This window comes from Mycobacterium sp. NGS62 (assembly GCF_059812285.1).
Map to the genome: position 1 here is coordinate 210,853 of NZ_JCALCK010000003.1, position 16,757 is coordinate 227,609.

Annotated in this window: 17 protein-coding genes; 7 read left to right on the top strand and 10 right to left on the bottom strand. The window is 66.0% G+C overall.

Features of this window, described 5'->3' with window-relative positions:
* The first annotated feature begins 64 nt into the window (after positions 1-64).
* Together AC5Y49_RS10425 and AC5Y49_RS10430 are read left to right on the top strand one after the other, a co-directional pair.
* Positions 65-1,033 carry an SGNH/GDSL hydrolase family protein gene (locus AC5Y49_RS10425; RefSeq protein WP_499886691.1) on the top strand — a complete coding sequence of 323 codons (969 nt, stop codon included), beginning with the start codon at positions 65-67 and terminating at the stop codon, positions 1,031-1,033.
* A gap of 130 nt (positions 1,034-1,163) precedes the next feature.
* On the top strand, positions 1,164-2,381 hold the full coding sequence (locus AC5Y49_RS10430; RefSeq protein WP_499886692.1) for an acetyl-CoA C-acetyltransferase: 1,218 nt from the start codon (positions 1,164-1,166) through the stop codon (positions 2,379-2,381).
* Between the two features lie 51 nt (positions 2,382-2,432).
* Here the strand turns inward: AC5Y49_RS10430 and AC5Y49_RS10435 are convergent, their stop codons facing one another.
* A complete protein-coding gene (locus AC5Y49_RS10435) occupies positions 2,433-3,290 on the bottom strand; it encodes a type IV toxin-antitoxin system AbiEi family antitoxin (protein WP_499886693.1) in 858 nt (285 codons plus the stop codon).
* A gap of 142 nt (positions 3,291-3,432) precedes the next feature.
* Positions 3,433-4,287, bottom strand: a complete 855-nt coding sequence (locus AC5Y49_RS10440; RefSeq protein WP_499886694.1) for a Bax inhibitor-1/YccA family protein — start codon at positions 4,285-4,287, stop codon at positions 3,433-3,435.
* Positions 4,288-4,509: 222 nt separating this feature from the next.
* On the opposite strand from AC5Y49_RS10440, the gene AC5Y49_RS10445 reads away from it, so the two are divergent.
* Together AC5Y49_RS10445 and AC5Y49_RS10450 are read left to right on the top strand one after the other, a co-directional pair.
* A complete protein-coding gene (locus AC5Y49_RS10445; protein ID WP_499886695.1) occupies positions 4,510-5,562 on the top strand; it encodes an enoyl-CoA hydratase/isomerase family protein in 1,053 nt (350 codons plus the stop codon).
* Positions 5,562-6,335 carry an enoyl-CoA hydratase gene (locus AC5Y49_RS10450; protein ID WP_499886696.1) on the top strand — a complete coding sequence of 258 codons (774 nt, stop codon included), beginning with the start codon at positions 5,562-5,564 and terminating at the stop codon, positions 6,333-6,335. The genes AC5Y49_RS10445 and AC5Y49_RS10450 overlap by 1 nt, the downstream gene beginning before the upstream one ends.
* Here AC5Y49_RS10450 and AC5Y49_RS10455 read toward each other — a convergent pair.
* Together AC5Y49_RS10455 and AC5Y49_RS10460 are read right to left on the bottom strand one after the other, a co-directional pair.
* Positions 6,322-6,702, bottom strand: coding sequence for a rhodanese-like domain-containing protein (locus tag AC5Y49_RS10455; RefSeq protein WP_499886697.1), 381 nt, complete (start codon positions 6,700-6,702; stop codon positions 6,322-6,324). The two genes, AC5Y49_RS10450 and AC5Y49_RS10455, sit on opposite strands and share 14 nt — an antisense overlap.
* On the bottom strand, positions 6,699-7,241 hold the full coding sequence (locus tag AC5Y49_RS10460) for a cysteine dioxygenase (RefSeq protein WP_499886698.1): 543 nt from the start codon (positions 7,239-7,241) through the stop codon (positions 6,699-6,701). Before AC5Y49_RS10460 ends, AC5Y49_RS10455 begins: the two co-directional genes overlap by 4 nt.
* Before the next feature lie 160 nt (positions 7,242-7,401).
* Between AC5Y49_RS10460 and lpqV the strand changes: the two genes are divergently transcribed.
* Both lpqV and AC5Y49_RS10470 read left to right on the top strand, forming a co-directional pair.
* On the top strand, positions 7,402-7,773 hold the full coding sequence (gene lpqV, locus AC5Y49_RS10465; protein WP_499886699.1) for a lipoprotein LpqV: 372 nt from the start codon (positions 7,402-7,404) through the stop codon (positions 7,771-7,773).
* A 131-nt stretch (positions 7,774-7,904) separates the two neighbouring features.
* Complete coding sequence (locus AC5Y49_RS10470; protein ID WP_499887243.1) at positions 7,905-8,867, top strand: patatin-like phospholipase family protein; 963 nt, start codon at positions 7,905-7,907, stop codon at positions 8,865-8,867.
* Here AC5Y49_RS10470 and AC5Y49_RS10475 read toward each other — a convergent pair.
* Positions 8,864-11,092 carry a molybdopterin-dependent oxidoreductase gene (locus AC5Y49_RS10475; RefSeq protein WP_499886700.1) on the bottom strand — a complete coding sequence of 743 codons (2,229 nt, stop codon included), beginning with the start codon at positions 11,090-11,092 and terminating at the stop codon, positions 8,864-8,866. The genes AC5Y49_RS10470 and AC5Y49_RS10475 overlap by 4 nt on opposite strands.
* 57 nt (positions 11,093-11,149) lie before the next feature.
* On the opposite strand from AC5Y49_RS10475, the gene AC5Y49_RS10480 reads away from it, so the two are divergent.
* Complete coding sequence (locus AC5Y49_RS10480; RefSeq protein ID WP_499886701.1) at positions 11,150-11,722, top strand: TetR/AcrR family transcriptional regulator; 573 nt, start codon at positions 11,150-11,152, stop codon at positions 11,720-11,722.
* Here the strand turns inward: AC5Y49_RS10480 and AC5Y49_RS10485 are convergent.
* From AC5Y49_RS10485 to AC5Y49_RS10505, 5 genes are read right to left on the bottom strand one after another with little or no spacing between them, the layout of a single operon-like run.
* Positions 11,719-12,624: a patatin-like phospholipase family protein gene (locus tag AC5Y49_RS10485; RefSeq protein ID WP_499886703.1), complete on the bottom strand. Its 906-nt coding sequence runs from the start codon at positions 12,622-12,624 to the stop codon at positions 11,719-11,721. The genes AC5Y49_RS10480 and AC5Y49_RS10485 overlap by 4 nt on opposite strands.
* A gap of 24 nt (positions 12,625-12,648) precedes the next feature.
* Positions 12,649-13,515, bottom strand: a complete 867-nt coding sequence (locus AC5Y49_RS10490) for a class II glutamine amidotransferase (protein ID WP_499886704.1) — start codon at positions 13,513-13,515, stop codon at positions 12,649-12,651.
* Positions 13,516-13,521: 6 nt separating this feature from the next.
* Positions 13,522-14,001, bottom strand: coding sequence for an SRPBCC family protein (locus tag AC5Y49_RS10495; RefSeq protein WP_499886705.1), 480 nt, complete (start codon positions 13,999-14,001; stop codon positions 13,522-13,524).
* Entirely contained in the window at positions 14,001-15,059 is a 1,059-nt protein-coding gene (locus tag AC5Y49_RS10500) for an NAD(P)H-dependent amine dehydrogenase family protein (protein WP_499886706.1), read from the bottom strand. Before AC5Y49_RS10500 ends, AC5Y49_RS10495 begins: the two co-directional genes overlap by 1 nt.
* 24 nt (positions 15,060-15,083) lie before the next feature.
* Positions 15,084-16,715: a long-chain fatty acid--CoA ligase gene (locus AC5Y49_RS10505; protein ID WP_499886707.1), complete on the bottom strand. Its 1,632-nt coding sequence runs from the start codon at positions 16,713-16,715 to the stop codon at positions 15,084-15,086.
* Positions 16,716-16,757 lie beyond the last annotated feature (42 nt).

Below are 16,757 nucleotides of genomic sequence, written 5' to 3' on the forward strand. Positions count from 1 at the left end.
AGTCCGTAATCGAGCCGTGTCGGCGATTTCAGACCGCCGTCATCTGGCGACCTAAACTGATCATGTGGACATTCGCGCGCCGCGGCGATCGATGGTTGCTTTGGCCGCGGCAGGTGCGCTGGCGTCAACGGGCACGGCCTATCTCGGCGCTCGCAACCTGCTGATCGGCCAAGCTGCGCGCGCACGCAGTGTGATCCCCAAAGCTTGGGACGTCCCCCCGCGGGCCGACGGTGTGTACACCAGCGGCGGCGGCCCAGCAGAGCGATGGCAGCGCGAAACGCCGGTGGACTTCCATCTGATGGTCTTCGGGGACTCGACGGCCACCGGCTACGGGTGCAGCAATGCCGACGAGGTGCCCGGTGTGCTGATTGCCCGGGGCCTGGCCGAGCAAACCGGCAAACGCATCCGACTGAGTACCAAAGCGATCGTCGGGGCCACGTCGAAGGGCTTGTCCGGACAGGTCGATGCGATGTTCGTGGCCGGGCCGCCGCCGGACGCGGCAGTGATCATGATCGGCGCCAACGACGTCACCGCGCTCAACGGTGTCACGCCCTCGGCGCGACGTCTGGGTGCGGCGGTACGGCGGCTGTGCGCCAGCGGCGCGGTGGTCGTCGTCGCGACCTGCCCCGATTTCGGTGTGATCACCGCGATCCCGCAGCCGCTGCGGTGGGCCGCGCACACTCGCGGTTTGCGACTGGCCCGGGCCCAGGCCCTCGAGGTCAAGGCGGCGGGCGGGGTGCCGATCCCGTTGGCCGACCTGCTGGCATCGAATTTTCTGCACTCGCCGGCGCTGCTGTTGTCCGAGGATCAGTACCACCCGTCGGCGGCCGGCTATGCGTTGTTAGCCGACCAGTTGCTGCCCGCACTGTGCGACGCGCTGGGAGTCGGCAGCGGCGACCTGACACCTGCGTTGCCGTCGGTGACCGAGGAACTGGATCCCGGCCCCGCCCGGGGCCGCGCCATCGTGTCGCGGCTGCTGCGACGGCACACCACCGGGGTGCCGGCGCCGGTCGTCGTACCTGCGGTGAGGTAACGGCTCGATCCGCTTGCCCGCCTTGCCCGCTGCGGGGTGGGGCGCTCCACGGCCCGCGCCGCCACAAGGCTAGATTTGACGTAGCCAAACCACCCGGGCGCTGCCCAGATGTCCCAGGAGGGAACCGATCGTGCCGGAAGCCGTCATCGTCTCAACTGCCCGCTCGCCGATCGGCCGCGCCGTCAAGGGGTCGTTGGCCTCCATGCGGCCCGACGACCTCGCCACCCAGATGGTGCGCGCCGCGCTGGACAAGGTGCCTGCGCTGAACCCGCATCAGATCGACGACCTGATGATGGGTTGCGGCCAGCCGGGCGGCGAGTCCGGTTACAACATTGCGCGCGTGGTCGCCGTCGCACTCGGCTATGACTTCCTGCCCGGGACCACCGTCAACCGGTACTGCTCGTCGTCGTTGCAAACCACCCGGATGGCGTTCCACGCGATCAAGGCCGGCGAAGGTGATGCGTTCATCTCCGCTGGCGTGGAGACGGTGTCGCGGTTCGGCAAGGGCAGCGCCGACGGCATGCCGGACACCAAAAACCCGGTGTTCGCCGAGGCCCAGGAACGCACGGAGGCAGCGGCGGCCGGCGCCGACGAATGGCATGACCCGCGAAGCGATCAGGCCCTGCCGGACGTCTACATCGCCATGGGCCAGACCGCCGAGAACGTGGCGCTGCTGACCGGGATCAGCCGCGAAGACCAAGACCATTGGGGCGTACGTAGCCAGAACCTTGCCGAAGAGGCGATCAAAAGCGGCCACTTCGAGCGCGAGATCGAGCCGGTCACGCTGCCGGATGGCACCACCGTCAGCGTCGACGACGGCCCACGGCCGGGCACGACCTACGAGAAGGTCAGCCAACTCAAGCCGGTGTTCCGGCCCAACGGCACCGTGACCGCAGGCAACGCATGTCCGCTCAACGATGGCGCCGCGGCAGTGGTGATCACCAGCGACACCAAAGCCAAGGAACTTGGGCTGACCCCGCTGGCCCGGATCGTGTCGACCGGAGTGACCGGGCTGTCCCCGGAGATCATGGGTCTGGGTCCCATCGAAGCGACCAAAAAAGCTTTGATGAATGCAGGCATGTCGATCGGCGATATCGACTTGTTCGAGATCAACGAAGCCTTTGCGGTGCAGGTCCTCGGCTCGGCACGCGAGCTGGGGATCGACGAGGACAAGCTGAACGTCTCCGGCGGCGCGATCGCGCTGGGACACCCGTTCGGCATGACCGGCGCCCGGATCACCGCCACCTTGCTGAACAACCTGCAGACCCACGACAAGACGTTCGGTTTGGAAACCATGTGTGTCGGCGGCGGGCAGGGCATGGCGATGGTGGTCGAGCGGCTGTCGTAGATTCGCGTTGACTCTGCGGCTACCAGGCGTAAGTGCGAGTAGCGTGCCTGGTCAGCGCAGAGTCAATGCATCCCAGGCACGCCGGACCCGGTGCAGGACGTCGCAGCCGCGGTGCTCGGCCAGCACTTTGATGTGCGTCCAGCCGACCCGTTGGATGTACTCCAACCGCTCCACGTCCCACACGTACTGCGGCCTGTCGGAGCGATGTTGGTCGCCGTCGTATTCGACGGCCAGCATGATGTCCTGCCAGCCCATATCCAGGTAGTACAGCGGGTAGCCGTCTGGGCTTAGCACCGGGATCTGGGTCTGCGGCCGGGGGAAGCCAGCGCCGATGAGGAGTAGCCGCAGCCACGTTTCCTTGGGAGATTGCGCGCCGGAGTCGACGAGGTCGAGTGCCCGCTCCAGTTGACGCAGACCGCGGGTATGCGGATGGCGGCCAGCGAGCTCCGCGACATCGTCAACCTTGAAATCGGTGGCCCTCGCAAGCGCATCGAGTCTGGCGACAGCCTGCCCGACGGGTCCGCGCCTGGCTAGATCAAAGGCGGTGCGCTCGGGCGTGGTTACGTACAGTCCCCCAAGCTGTTGGCTTTCCTCCTCCCACAACAGCTCGTGACGAGTCTTCACACCCGTGGGCGCCCTGGCGTTGCGCCAAATCAACTCCACCATGGCGTCGTCATCCACCCACTTCGCGCCGTGGAGAGCTGACGCGGCAACGCCGGCGATGACCGCGCGGCGCTGCGACCACAACCAAGCCGCAAGAATGCGGTGCCGCAACGAGGGCTGCAATCGATTGTCCAGGTAGACGTTCGGCATGATCGCCGTGAAGTATCTGTCCAGCTGATGCCAGCTGACAACGCCGGCGGCAAGGGCCTCGGAACCGATGAACGGCTGCTTTCCCGACTCGCCCATGCGGGCATGTTGCCAACCTGCACCGACATGCTCGTTGACTCTGCGGCTACCAGGCATAAGTGCGAGTAGCTTGTCTGGTCACCGCAGAGTCAACACAAATAAAAGGCCGGCACGCTCAGCGTGCCGGCCTTTTCGGCGAAAGCTAGTCGCTCTGCAGGTAACTGAGCAGACGCAGGATCTCGAGGTAGAGCCAGACCAGCGTGACGGTCAGCCCCAGCGCGACACCCCAGGCAGCCTTCTCGGGCACCCCGGCACGGATCATCTGGTCAGCCGCGTCGAAGTCGATGAGGAAACTGAACGCCGCAATGCCGATGCACACCAGCGAGAAAATGATGGCCAGTGGACCGCCGCTGCGCAATCCCATGCCCTCACCGCCGCCGACACCGAACATCGCCAGGACCAGGTTGCCGATCATCAGTGCCAGCACACCGAACATGCCGGCCACGATCATCCGGGTGAACTTGGGCGTGACGCGGATGGCGCCGGTCTTGTACACGACCAGCATCCCGAAGAACACGCCAAACGTGCCCAGAATCGCTTGCCCGATCAACACCCCGGCATTGCTGCTCGAGACCGCGACGTTGGCCAGAACGAAGGAGATGGCACCGAGGAAAAGCCCCTCGAGCGCAGCGTAGGACAACACGATCGCCGGGTTGTCCTGCTTGCGCCCGAACATGGCGACCAGCACCAGCGCCAAGCCGCCGAAGGCACCGACGAAGGTAAACGGCATGGCCAACGCCATGTTGCCGGCCACCAGGAAGTAGGAGACGACGGCGACAGCCGATAGCACCGCCAGCGTGATCCCGGTCTTCGTGACCACGTCGTCAATGGTCAGCGGGCGGGAAACAGCTGCCCGCTGGTCGACATACGGAGCCGCATACGGGTCCGTCTGATGCCCGTACTGGGTCGCGGCGGCAGCCGCTCCCGTACCGAATTGCGCGTACCCACCCTGCTGTTTGGGCAGCGAGCGAAATACCGGGTTGCTAGTCTCCCGCACCGTCGGATCCTCTCTTGTGCTGTGACTCGAGCTGTGCGAACACCTGCTCAACGAACGGTGGTCCGGCCGAGTTCCCAGCTACCAGGTGGGCTTTGCAGCTATGGTCCGGACCTTCTCCAGCTAAACCTTACCCGCGGGCGCACCGATACGGGTAACGATCTAGATTGCTCGTCAAGGCTTGGCCTATTTGGAAGCCGCTTCCACCGAGGGGAGACCACGCGCGTGACGGGCGAATCCGATGAGATCTTGACCCGCGTCGACGACGGCATCGGCTTTGTGACCCTCAACCGCCCCAAGGCGATCAACTCGCTGAACCAGAACATGGTCACTGTGCTGCGCGCGGTGCTGACCGAGTGGGAGCGTGACGGCGCGGTGCGGGCCGTGGTGCTGGTCGGGGCCGGGGAACGCGGGTTGTGCGCGGGCGGCGACGTGGTGGCGATCTATCACAGTGCGCGCGCCGACGGTGTCGCCGCGCGGCGGTTCTGGTACGACGAGTATTTGCTGAACGCCCAGATCGGCCGGTTCGCCAAACCCTACGTGTCGTTGATGGACGGCATCGTGATGGGCGGCGGTGTGGGCGTCGGCTGCCATGCCAACACCCGGGTCGTCACTGATACCACCAAAATGGCGATGCCCGAGGTGGGCATCGGGTTCATTCCCGACGTCGGCGGTACCTACCTGCTGTCGCGCGCTCCGGGTTCGCTGGGTCTGCATGCGGCCCTGACCGGAGCACCGTTCACCGGCGCCGATGCCATCGCGCTGGGCTTCGCCGACCACTATGTGCCGCACGGCGAGCTGGACGAGTTCAGCCGGTCGATCGTCGCGGCGGGCGTCGAACGTGCGGTCGCCGAGCATGCCGTCGAGCCGCCACCGAGTGACCTTGCCGCACAACGCGAATGGATCGACGAATGCTACGACGGTGACACCGTCGCCGATATCGTCGCCGCGCTGCACGGCCATGATGCCGGGCCGGCCAACGATGCCGCCAACGTGATCGCCACCCGCTCCCCCGTCGCGCTATCGGTGACATTGGAGTCGGTGCGTCGTGCCGCGAAGCTGGGCACCTTGGAAGACGTTTTGACGCAGGAATATCGCGTGTCCTGCGGTTCGCTGCGCTCACACGATTTGGTGGAGGGCATCCGCGCACAACTGGTCGACAAGGACCGAAACCCGCAGTGGAATCCGGCGTCGCTGCCCGAGGTCAGCGCCGCCGATGTCGAAGCGTATTTCCAACCCGCAGAACCTGATCTGACTTTCGAGGAGGAGCGGCGCTGATGACTTACGAGACCATCCTGGTCGAGCGCGACGGGCGCGTCGGCACGATCACGTTGAATCGGCCGCAGGCGCTCAACGCACTCAACAGCCAGGTGATGAACGAACTCACCAGCGCTGCAGCTGAATTCGATAGCGATCCGGGGATCGGGGCGATCATCATCACCGGTTCGGCCAAGGCCTTCGCCGCCGGCGCCGACATCAAGGAGATGTCGGAGCTGTCTTTCGCCGATGTTTTCAGCTCCGACTTCTTCGCCGCCTGGGGCAAGCTCGCGGCGGTCCGCACGCCGACGATCGCCGCGGTGGCCGGGCATGCGCTGGGCGGTGGATGCGAACTGGCGATGATGTGCGATCTGCTGATCGCCGCCGACACAGCCAAATTCGGTCAGCCAGAGATCAAACTCGGTGTGCTGCCCGGCATGGGCGGTTCGCAGCGGTTGACCCGGGCCATCGGCAAGGCCAAGGCGATGGACTTGATCCTGACTGGCCGCACCATCGACGCCGCCGAGGCCGAGCGCAGCGGACTGGTGTCACGGGTAGTGCCCGCCGACGACTTGCTCACCGAGGCCAAGGCCGTCGCCACCACCATTGCCGGGATGTCGCTGTCGGCGGCGCGGATGGCCAAGGAGGCCGTCAACCGGTCCTTCGAATCCACCCTGGCCGAGGGGCTGCTCTACGAACGCCGGCTATTCCATTCGGCTTTCGCTACCGACGACCAATCCGAGGGAATGGCCGCGTTCATCGGGAAACGGCCGCCGAACTTCACCCACCGCTGACAAGCACACCTGCGGCGGCCAACGCGTGATAGCCGCCGACGACGTCGGTGGCGCGGTGCAGACCCAAGTCTTGCAGCGCGGCCGCGGCCAGGCTGGAGGTGTAGCCCTCCGAACAGAGAATCACCCACTCGACGTCGTCGCCAACGGCGTGCGGCAGCCGCGCCGCACTGGTGGGGTCACAGCGCCACTCCAGCACGTTGCGTTCGATCACCAACGCTCCCGGCACGTCGCCCTCGTGCGCGCGCTGGGCCTGCGGCCGAATGTCGACCAGCACGGCGCCGCGGCGCAGCGCGCCAGGCAACTCGTCGGCGGTCAGCCGGCGCAGCCTGCCGCGAGCCGCGTCCAGCAGCCGGTCGACGCGGCTCATGAAGCCTCCGGCTGGTCGGTCAGCTCGGTACGCTCGCGACGCAGCGTGTTGTGGCCGGTGACCTGGTAGTACGACATCACCGTCAGCGGCGGTGAATACGCGTGGACGCTCAGCGTCGGCCCCGGCGGGCCGTCTGTCGGTGCCCAGACCACGTCATGCACCCAACCCAGCGGGAAGCCGGCCTGATCGCCGGCGTCGAGCCGCCGGCGGCGCAACTGTTCGCCGTCCCAGCGGAATTCGTCCAGGGAGCCGGACAGCAGCGTCAATGCGCCCAGCGATCCGCCGTGGTCGTGCAGCTCGGTGGCGTGGCCGGGGACCCAGCTGATCAGCCAGATGTCGAGTTCGTCGTCGCTGTGCAGGCGGGCAAACCAGCGGCCGTCGGCGGGTACGCCGCCCGGCGGCAGCACGTGGTCGTAGTAGCCGCTGAGCACATCGTCGGCGGTGCGGTCGGTGGCGTGCAGCAGATCGGGTAGCCGGAGCCGGGTGGCTCCGGTGACGGATGGGCGTGGCAACACAGGGTCAGCAACGGAGGAAAGCATGGCAGAACACTCCAGAACGGATGGGCGGATAGGAGGCAGGGGCGGTCAGCCCCGACAACACTCCCGAAATGCAATTCGCTCCATCACGGCACACAGTCTTGCATAGATTGGCGGCGTGCATCGGTGCCCGCGTCGCCTCCTGGCGTGGGGCGCCGTTGTCGTGACGACGGCGGTCGGCTGCTCGGCACACCACGGCACCAAAGCCCCGGCGCCGTCCGGTGCGCCCGCTAGCGCGGCGTCGTTGCCGGCCGGGACTATCGCGGTGTCACCTGCCGGAGTGACGACCGCCGTCAATGTCCCGGCCGCATCCAGCGAAGAGGAGTATTTCCAGGCCTGCCATGCCGCAAAGACCTGGATGCAGGAGCGGCCGGGCGATCGGCAGACCCTGATCGAGCCGTATCTCGCCGCCGTTCAGGCACCCGGAGCCAGCGGGTCCGGCACCTGGAATACGACATGGGCGCAACTGCGCCCGGCCCAGCAAGCCGCGGTGATCGTCGCGGTACGCGCGGCGGCCAACGACGAGTGTGGTTGATTCGGATCACGCTGTATTAAAGGGGCCGCGGGCGGCAGGACAATGAGGGAATGGCGCACACCGACGCACTACGCGCCCCGGGTTTCGGGCCGGTCGACGTTCACCGGGCGAGCGGCTCGTCGCCGACCCGGGTGGCGCTGGCGCTGGGTAGCGGCGGTGCGCGTGGCTATGCCCACATCGGGGTGATCGACGAGCTGCGCGAGCGCGGTTATGAGATCGTCGGCGTTGCCGGTTCCTCGATGGGCGCGCTGGTCGGCGGCTTGCAGGCAGCGGGGCGGCTCGATGACTTCGCGGACTGGGCCAGGGCGTTGACCCAGCGTGCGGTGTTGCGGTTGCTCGACCCGTCCATCGCCGCCGCGGGAGTGCTGCGGGCCGAGAAGATCCTCGCCGCGGTCCGGGACATCCTCGGTGCCGTCGTCATCGAGGAATTGCCGATCCCCTACACCGCGGTCACCACCGATCTGATCGCCGGAAAGTCGGTGTGGCTACAGCGCGGCCCGGTCGACGAAGCCATCCGGGCGTCGATCGCAATCCCCGGCGTGATTGCACCGCACGTGGTCGACGGACGCCTGCTCGCCGACGGCGGCATCCTCGACCCGCTGCCGATGGCGCCGATCGCCGCGGTCAATGCCGATCTGACGATCGCGGTGAGTGTGAGCGGCAGCGAGACCGAGGGCGAGCGCGAGGCCGAGTCCCGTTCGGCCACCGAGTGGCTGAACCGCATGGTGCATAGCACGTCTGCGCTGCTCGAGTTGCCGGCAGCGCGGGCGGTGCTGAGCCGGCTCGGCGGGACCAATCCCGAACCCGAGGACGAAACCGACGCTGCCGAGCCGTCTTTCGATGACGACGAGGAGCTGCCCGAGGTGCCCAAACTCGGCGGCCGGTTCGAGGTGATGAACCGCACCATCGACATCGCGCAGGCTGCGCTGGCCCGCCATATCCTGGCCGCTTATCCACCCGACCTGCTGATCGAGGTGCCGCGTTCGGTGTGTCGCAGTCTCGAATTCCATCGTGCAGCCGAGGTGATCGACATCGGCCGGACGCTGGCCGCCCGCACGCTGGACACGCTGGATTCGGCCGAGTTGGACAGCTAAGCCGGTTCGATTCGGGCCGGGACGTGTTTGTGCCAGGGCGTGCCGGCGTAGGCGTCACGCCATTCGGTCGAGGTCAGCGAATTGGGGGCGACGCCCGGAATCAGGGTTGCGCCATCGTCATCGGTGAAGTCAAGCCCATATCCGTTGGGCAGTGACGCGTGCCCGGGCAGCATGGCCTCGCTGATCTCGACGCTCGCCTCGGCACAGCCGGCCGCAGTCGTGATTCGCGCCCGGCCGCCGTCGACCAACCCGAATACTTGGGCGTCTTCGACGCTGACGCGCAAGGCTCCTTCCGCGTCACGCTTGCGCCAAGAGGGATCGCGGAAGATGTCGTTGGCGGTGAACGGGCGGCGCTCACCTGCGGACAGCACGATCGGGAATTCCGGGGTGGTGTAGCGGGCAGGGACGGCGCCCAGTCTGCCGATCTCCTCGAGCAATTCCGGCATCTCGAGGTGAATCTTGCGGTCCGCGTGCCTGATCAACTCAAAGTCGTCCTGGTATTCATGGACGGTGAACGTGACTCCGGAGCGGTTCTGCAGGATCGCGTCGAACAACGCGTTGCCGTCGCGGTGACCCGCGCGGCGAACGGCATCCGGATAGGCGAGCGCAACATTTTGGGCCAGGCCCCACAATGCCGCTGCACCGGCCAGCCCATCCGGCAGGGTGGGCCCGAGGGTTTCATACAGCAGATATGGCAGCACTTTTCCGAATATCGGGTTCGCGCTGACCGCCTGCATGAATGCGAGGGTGTACGCCTCGCGACCTTCGTTGGCCGCATCCCGCAGCGGTTGCAGGTCGGCGTCGTCGACGACACCGAGTGCCCGCACCAGACGAGCCCAGATCTCGGGTTCGGGCAACGTCCCGGGCAACGGCTTCAGCAACGGGTGGCGCAGATGAAAAGTATTGTGCGGGAATTCGAGATTGAAGAACGTCGCCTCGGTCTTCTCGAACTGGCTGGCCGCTGGCAGCACATAATCGGCGAGCCGAGCCGTTTCGGTCATGGCCACGTCGATGACGACCAGGAGTTCTAACGATTCGAAGGCTGCGCGGCAGGCGGCCGAGTCGGCCAGCGAGTGTGCCGGATTGCTGCTCTCCACGATCATCGCCCGGAACCGGTCGGGGTGATCTGACAGAATCTCCTGCGGCACAACATTGCTGGGCACCAGCCCACCAATCAGCGGAGCCTTGGTCACCGGCGTGCGTCCGACTTCGGTGCCATGGCGCATGAGCGGGCCAAAGCTGGAATGCAGATGCTGCCCACCGCGTTTGGCGAAGCTACCGGTCAAAATCCACAGCAGCTTGTTCAGGTAGGAGCACACAGTGCTGTTGGGCGCCTGCTGGATACCCAGATCCTCGAACACCCCGACGCTGTCCGCCTTCGCGATACGCCGTGTGGCAGCACGCAGCAGCTCGGAATCGACTCCGCAGCGCTCGGCATACTCGTCGACGGGTACGTCCTTTAGCGTCTGTCGGACTGCCTCGACACCGGTGACATGATCGGCGAGAAATTTTTCGTCGCACAGATTTTCCTGGACCAGGGCAGCGGCCATCGCGGCCAGACACCAGACATCGGTTCCCGGCCGGACCCGCAGATGAAAGTCGGCCATCTTGGCGGTATCGGTGAGGACCGGGTCAATGACTATCATCGAGCGACGTGGATCCTTGGCGATCTCGTTGAGCACTGTGCGCGCACGGGGGAAACTCTGCGACATCCACGGGTTCTTGCCCACGAACACGGACACCTCGGCATGCTCGAACTCGCCGCGGGTGTGGCCACCGTAGAGATGAGCGTCGACCCAAGCCTCACCGGTTTTCTCTTGCGCCAACGCATTTGAGCGGTACCGAGAACCGATTGCCTTGAGGAACGCGCCGCTGTAGGCGCCACCAAGATGGTTGCCCTGCCCTCCGCCGCCGTAGTAGAAGATCTTGTCTCCGCCGTAGGTGTCGCGGATGTCAGCGACGGCGGCAGCAACTTCGGTAATCGCGGTGTCCCAGTCGATTTCTTCGTAACTGCCGTCGGGGCGACGGCGCATCGGCGATGTCAACCGGTTGCGGTTGTTCTGGTAGTGATCGAGGCGCAACGCCTTGTTGCAGGTGTAGCCGCGCGACGCCGGATGTTCTTTGTCACCGCGGATTTTGGCCAGCCGCCGGTCGTCGAGTTGCACCACAATGCCGCAATTGCATTCGCACAAGATGCAGGCGCTCTGCTGCCAGTCAGTTGTCATGGGTTGATCCCGATCGCCGGATGCTATGCTATGCAACATAGCATAGTGGAGGTGGCGATGGGAACCCGTACGGACACCAGGCACAAGATGCTGCTCAGCTCGATCGAGCTGTTGCGGGAGCGAGGTGCAGGTGGAGTGACGGTTGAAGCCGTGCTGTCGCGCAGCCAGTCACCGCGTGGCTCGGTCTACCACCACTTTCCGGGCGGCCGTAACGAGATCCTTACCGAGGCGCTGGCCCTGGCCGGGGACACCATCAGCGGCATCGTCGAGCAAGCCGCCGCCCAAGGTTCGGGTGCCGCGCTGCGCCGCTTCGGCAAGTTCTGGCACAAGGTCTTGCAGGAGTCCGACTTCAACGCCGGCTGCCCCATCGTCTCCGTTGCTGTCGGCGCATCACCCGACGAGCGACACTTGCAACCCGCCGCCGCTCAGACATTCCAGCGGTTGCATCAGGCGCTGGTCGGGGCGATCGCCGCGGACGGGATGGACGAGCAGCGCGCGGACCGGCTGGCGACCATGGCCGTCGCCGCCATCGAAGGCGCGATCATCCTGTGTCGGGTTCAGCGATCCACCAAGCCGCTCGACGACGTCATCGCCGAATTCGAATCGTTGATTGCGTCAGCCGTTCTCTAAGAATTTCGGCGACGACCCACTGCGCCCGGCTCCGCCGCGCTTGCGATCGCCCCCAGAAACGCGGCGACCGTTGCGGCCTCCCGGCGGCCCTGAGCACGACCGGCCCGCGCCGACGCGGTCCGGCAGCGCGGATCCAGCGGGTTGGAGCCGAACGCCGCCAGCGACTCGTCGTCGGCGAACACCCCCAGCGCCGCACCGCTAAACGCCGCGATCTCGGCGGCCGGTCCCGCGCCGAACGACGACGGCGCCGACGCGCCGGCGGGCACCAGCACCACCGCCACTCCGCAGTCCTCGGCCACGTCCAGGTTGATCGTGCTGCCGATTCCGCCGTCCATGTAGCGGCGGTCGGCGACCGTCACCGGCGGCCAGGCTCCCGGCACCGCGCAACTGGCCGCCACCGCGTCAACCAGTTCGACGCCGCAGTCTTGGTGGAGCACGACGAGTTCGCCGGTCGCGACGTCGATGGCGGTGATCCGCATGGGCCGGTCGGGCCAGTCATGTGACGGTAGCCGGCGGGCGATCACCTCGCGGCGCACCGGTTCGGCTACGGTTTCGGTCGCCAACGCGACCGCCCCGATACGTTGCCGCTTCTGCGCGACCGTTGTTCCCGGGTCGGCCATCGCGCTCAGAAAAAGGTCGGCGATGTCATCGATCTCGACACCGGGGTCGATCTCGGCAGAGCTCTCCTGCACCTGCCGCGCAAACAGTTCGTCGAGGGAGAGCCCGCTGCTGATCTGCGCCGCGACCGCTGAACCGGCCGAGGTTCCCACTAACACGTCGGAATCCAGCAGTGCCTGAGCCAGATCCGGCGATTCGTCGGCGATACCTCGCAGAATGCCTGTCTCCCAGGCAATTCCCACGACTCCCCCACCGGCGAGCACCAAGGCCCGTTTGGTTGTCACGATTATGGAGTGTGCCAGGCCGACTTACGCAGAGGTGTGCTGGGCTGCCTGAACCGCCGGGCTCAGATCGTCGCGGCGCAGTTGGTGCTGCGGCGGGTCGCCGAGCACCACCTCGCGGCCGATCTGCAGCTCGGCGTCGACATGGACCAGCTCCCCGGGACTGATCAACTGCCACCGCGGGTCGTCGTCCATCGGCTCGCTGGCGAACACGACAGCCGGCCTGCCGCGCAATTGCTCCGAGTCCGCCCGAATCCGATTGGTGCGCAGGTGGAATCCATGTGCGGGCGCTCCGTCGCGGCGATCCAACATGTACAACTCATGCGACTCCGGATAGCGCAGCGCCCACATGTCGGTGGCTGTGCTCAGTAACACGTTGACCGCGTAGATCGGTACGTTGGCCGCCAGCCAGCGCATCGCGTCGACCACACCCGCCGAAACATCACCGCCGGTTGCGCGGATCGAGGCGGTGATCAACGCGAACACTCGCTCAGAGTCGGTCTGGCCCAGCACCAGGTCGGCGGTGCCGAGTTCGGTCAGCCGCTCGTCGAGCACATCCAACCCCTCCAGCACGCCGTTGTGCGCGAAGATCCGGTCATCCTGCAGAAACGGGTGGGTATTGACCACATCGTGTGACCCGGCGGTCGCGTAACGCACATGCGCAACGAAGGTGGTGCCGGTCATGTCTTTTGCTTCGGCGGCAAAATCGGTGTCCTGCCACGCCGCGATCGGCTGCTTACGCAACTCCGGCTGTCCCTGCTTGTCGAACACACCCAAGCCGGTGCCGTCCGGGTTGCGCCGACTTTGCGCGGCCAGGTTATCCGGCGCATCCAGCAGCCAAAAGGTGGCAGTGACAACGTTGGTTCCGGCGTGCAGCCCAAAGAGTCGGCACATGGGAAGTTAGCGACTGCCCGCCAAGTGCGCCGACAGCTCCTCGAGCGCCTGTCGCGCATAACCCTTCCACAGCAGCCCGAACACCGGCAGCAGCGGAGCGGTCAGCACCGACCGCGGGTGGATGGTCCAACGCCAGGTGACGGTCGACCGGGCGCCCGCAGACGCGAAGAGCCATTCGCCGTCCACCTTGCTGACCAGCGGCGCCATCGGGCCGGTGATGTCGGTCAGCGTGTAACCGAACGACCGTGGCGGGTCGACACTGGTCAGTTGCTCGCGCATGCTGCCGCCGCCGGTCAGCAGCACGACGCGAGTCTGCCCGGCAGCGTCCCAGTCGCCGGTCTGATCGCGGACTTGCTTGATCGGCGGGATGGGGCCGTACCAGCGACGAAACAGTGTCGGCAGCGAAAGCGGCAACGTGCCGGCAAACGCGTCGTCAACGGCCACCGGCATTGCCCGTGATTGCTCGACGACCTTCGGCGTTGCCATCAGCGGCTCAGCCCGGGGGCGGCCCGGCCGGTGATCAGCGGCAGGTCGAAGAAACTTTGAATACCCGCGGGCGCAGCGCATGTCGCGGGGACGGCGTTGACGCAGTGTGCAGCGGTCGCGACGACGCCGGGGTTGCTTTTCAGGCCGGCTTCTACGCTCTCCGGCTGCCAGCCCTTGATTGTGACGAACGTATCGGGGTTGCCGCGGACCTCCATCTCATAGCGCTCCCGCGCGGGCCCGAAAGACCATGGCGGGTCAAGGTTTTCCTCGCCCATCAGCCAGTTCACCGTGATCCGAACCACCACCGTGTCGCCGACCATCGCCTCCCAGTGGAAGCGGCGTCCGGCGACCTGACCGGGCTCGATCACCCCGATCGGCGAGTCGATCGGCGCGGTCGCAACGGCCACCTCCTGCGATGCGCGGATCTCGGGGTCGGCGGCGAAGCCCAACCGGTCGACGCACAACCGCGCCGACTGGATGAAGCCGCTGTTGAGCATTTTTTGCATCGGCCCGGTCAATGCGTTGTCCGGTGTACCGCCAAAACCCATCACGTAGCGCAGTACGTCCGGCGCGCCGTAGGTTCGTAGGTCGGAAAACTCTTCGCAGCGAACGAAAGTAACACCGGTGGACATCACCGAGAGCAGCAGCGGGAACAACTCGCTGACCGCACCGGGCGCGATGCCGACGCCGTGCAGTGTCGCATTGCCGGCCTGCGCGGCCACTTCCAGCGGGGCGGCCGCCCGTTCACTGGGATAGACCCAGCCAACCGGAGTGACGACGTTCTTGCCTGAGCGCAGCAGCGCGGCGACCTCCTCCACGTTGCCCATCAGCGGTGCATAGATCACCGCGTCGGCGTCCAGCGCGAGGATGTCGTCGATGCTGTCGGTCGCGGTCACCCCCAGCGGCGGCGCGCCGATGATCTCGCCGACGTCCTTGCCGCTCTTGGCTTCCGAGTGGACCCAGCAGCCGGCGAGTTCGAGTTCGGGATGCTCGAGCACACCCTTGATGGCGGCCACCCCCACCGACCCCGTTGCCCATTGGACGACCCGCAGGCTCATCTCACTCCATTCTGGCGGATGCCACTAATCGGCTACCTCGGTGACCTCGTAGGCGTCCTCGGCGTGCCGGGACCGGATGGTCTTCTTGTCGTACTTGCCAACGCTGGTGCGCGGAATCTCGTCGACGAACGTCCATCGTTCGGGGAGCCACCATCGAACCACCTTGTCAGACAGAAATTTCCGCAACTCACCGGCGTCCACCGAAGCGCTTTCTTTGCGAACGATGACAGCAAGCGGCCGTTCCTGCCAGCGCTCGTCGGGAACACCGACGACAGCGGCCTCGATTACGTCAGGATGCGCGATCAGCGCATTCTCCAGTTCCACCGAAGAGATCCATTCCCCACCGGATTTGATGACATCCTTGGTGCGGTCGGTCAGCGTGATGAACCCGCGTTCGTCGATGCGGCCCACATCGCCGGTGCGCAGCCACCCGGATTCGAATTTGGAGTCGTCGGCGCCGCGGTAGTAGGAGCCGGTGATCCACGGTCCGCGGACTTCCAGTTCACCGACGGCATCGCCGTCGTTGGGCAGCACGTTGTCGTCGTCGTCGACGATACGGGCTTCCACGCCGCACACCGGTTGGCCCTGGGTGCCCCGCAGCGGCCAATGCTGGTCATCGGGGGTACCCGGTGGCGGCCAGGCCATAGTGGCCAGCGGCGACGTTTCCGTCATGCCCCACAGTTGGCGGATCTGCACGCCATGTCTGTCTTCGAAGGTGCGCATCAACGACACCGGCACCGCCGATCCCCCGCAGGCGACCAGCCGCAACGACGACACGTCGTGGTCCGAATCCTTCTCCAGGAAGTGCATGACGTCGTTCCAGATGGTCGGCACCGCGCCCGCTACGGTGGGCCGCAGCTTCTCGACCATGTCGACCAGCGATTTGGCGTCCATGTGACGGTCGGGCAGCACTAGGTCAGCGCCGGCCATCAGCGCCGCATACGGTAATCCCCACGCGTTGGCGTGAAACATCGGCACGATCGGCAGCACCCGATCACTGGAACCGATTCCGATCCCGTTGGTGGTGCAGGCGGCCATCGTGTGCAAGAAGCTCGAACGATGACTGTAGACAACACCTTTCGGGTTGCCGGTGGTGCCGCTGGTGTAGCACATCGCGGCGGCGGTGTTCTCGTCGATGTCCGGCCAATCGAACTCGGTCGACTCGCCGGCGAGCAATTCGGCATAGCGCAACACCGTCTTGCCCGACTTCTCCAGCACCGCCATATCGCCGTCTCCGACGGCGATCACGGTGTGCACGGTTTCCAGGCGGTCCAGCACGGGTGCCAGGAGTTTGGCGAGCGACAAGTCCACCAAGACGACCTGATCTTCGGCTTCGTTGGCGACATAGATGATCTGTTCGGCGAACAGCCGGATGTTGAGCGTGTGCAACACGGCACCCATCGCCGGTATGGCCAGGTAGGCCGCCACGTGCTCGGCGTTGTTCCACATGAAGGTGGCCACCCGCTGGTCTCCGGTGATACCGAGGCGGCGTAACGCGTTCGCCAACTGCGCCACCTGGGCGCCCAACTCTGCGTAGCTGCAATGCCGGTAACCATCGCCGGTCGCAGTCGTCACGCTGCGTGCGCCGTGAACGCCGGTGGCGTGCCGCAGGATGGCAGTAATCGTCAACGGGTAATTCTGCATGGTGCTGTACATCGAGGTACAGCTTATGGTTCTCGGCGCGATGTCGCGCTGTGT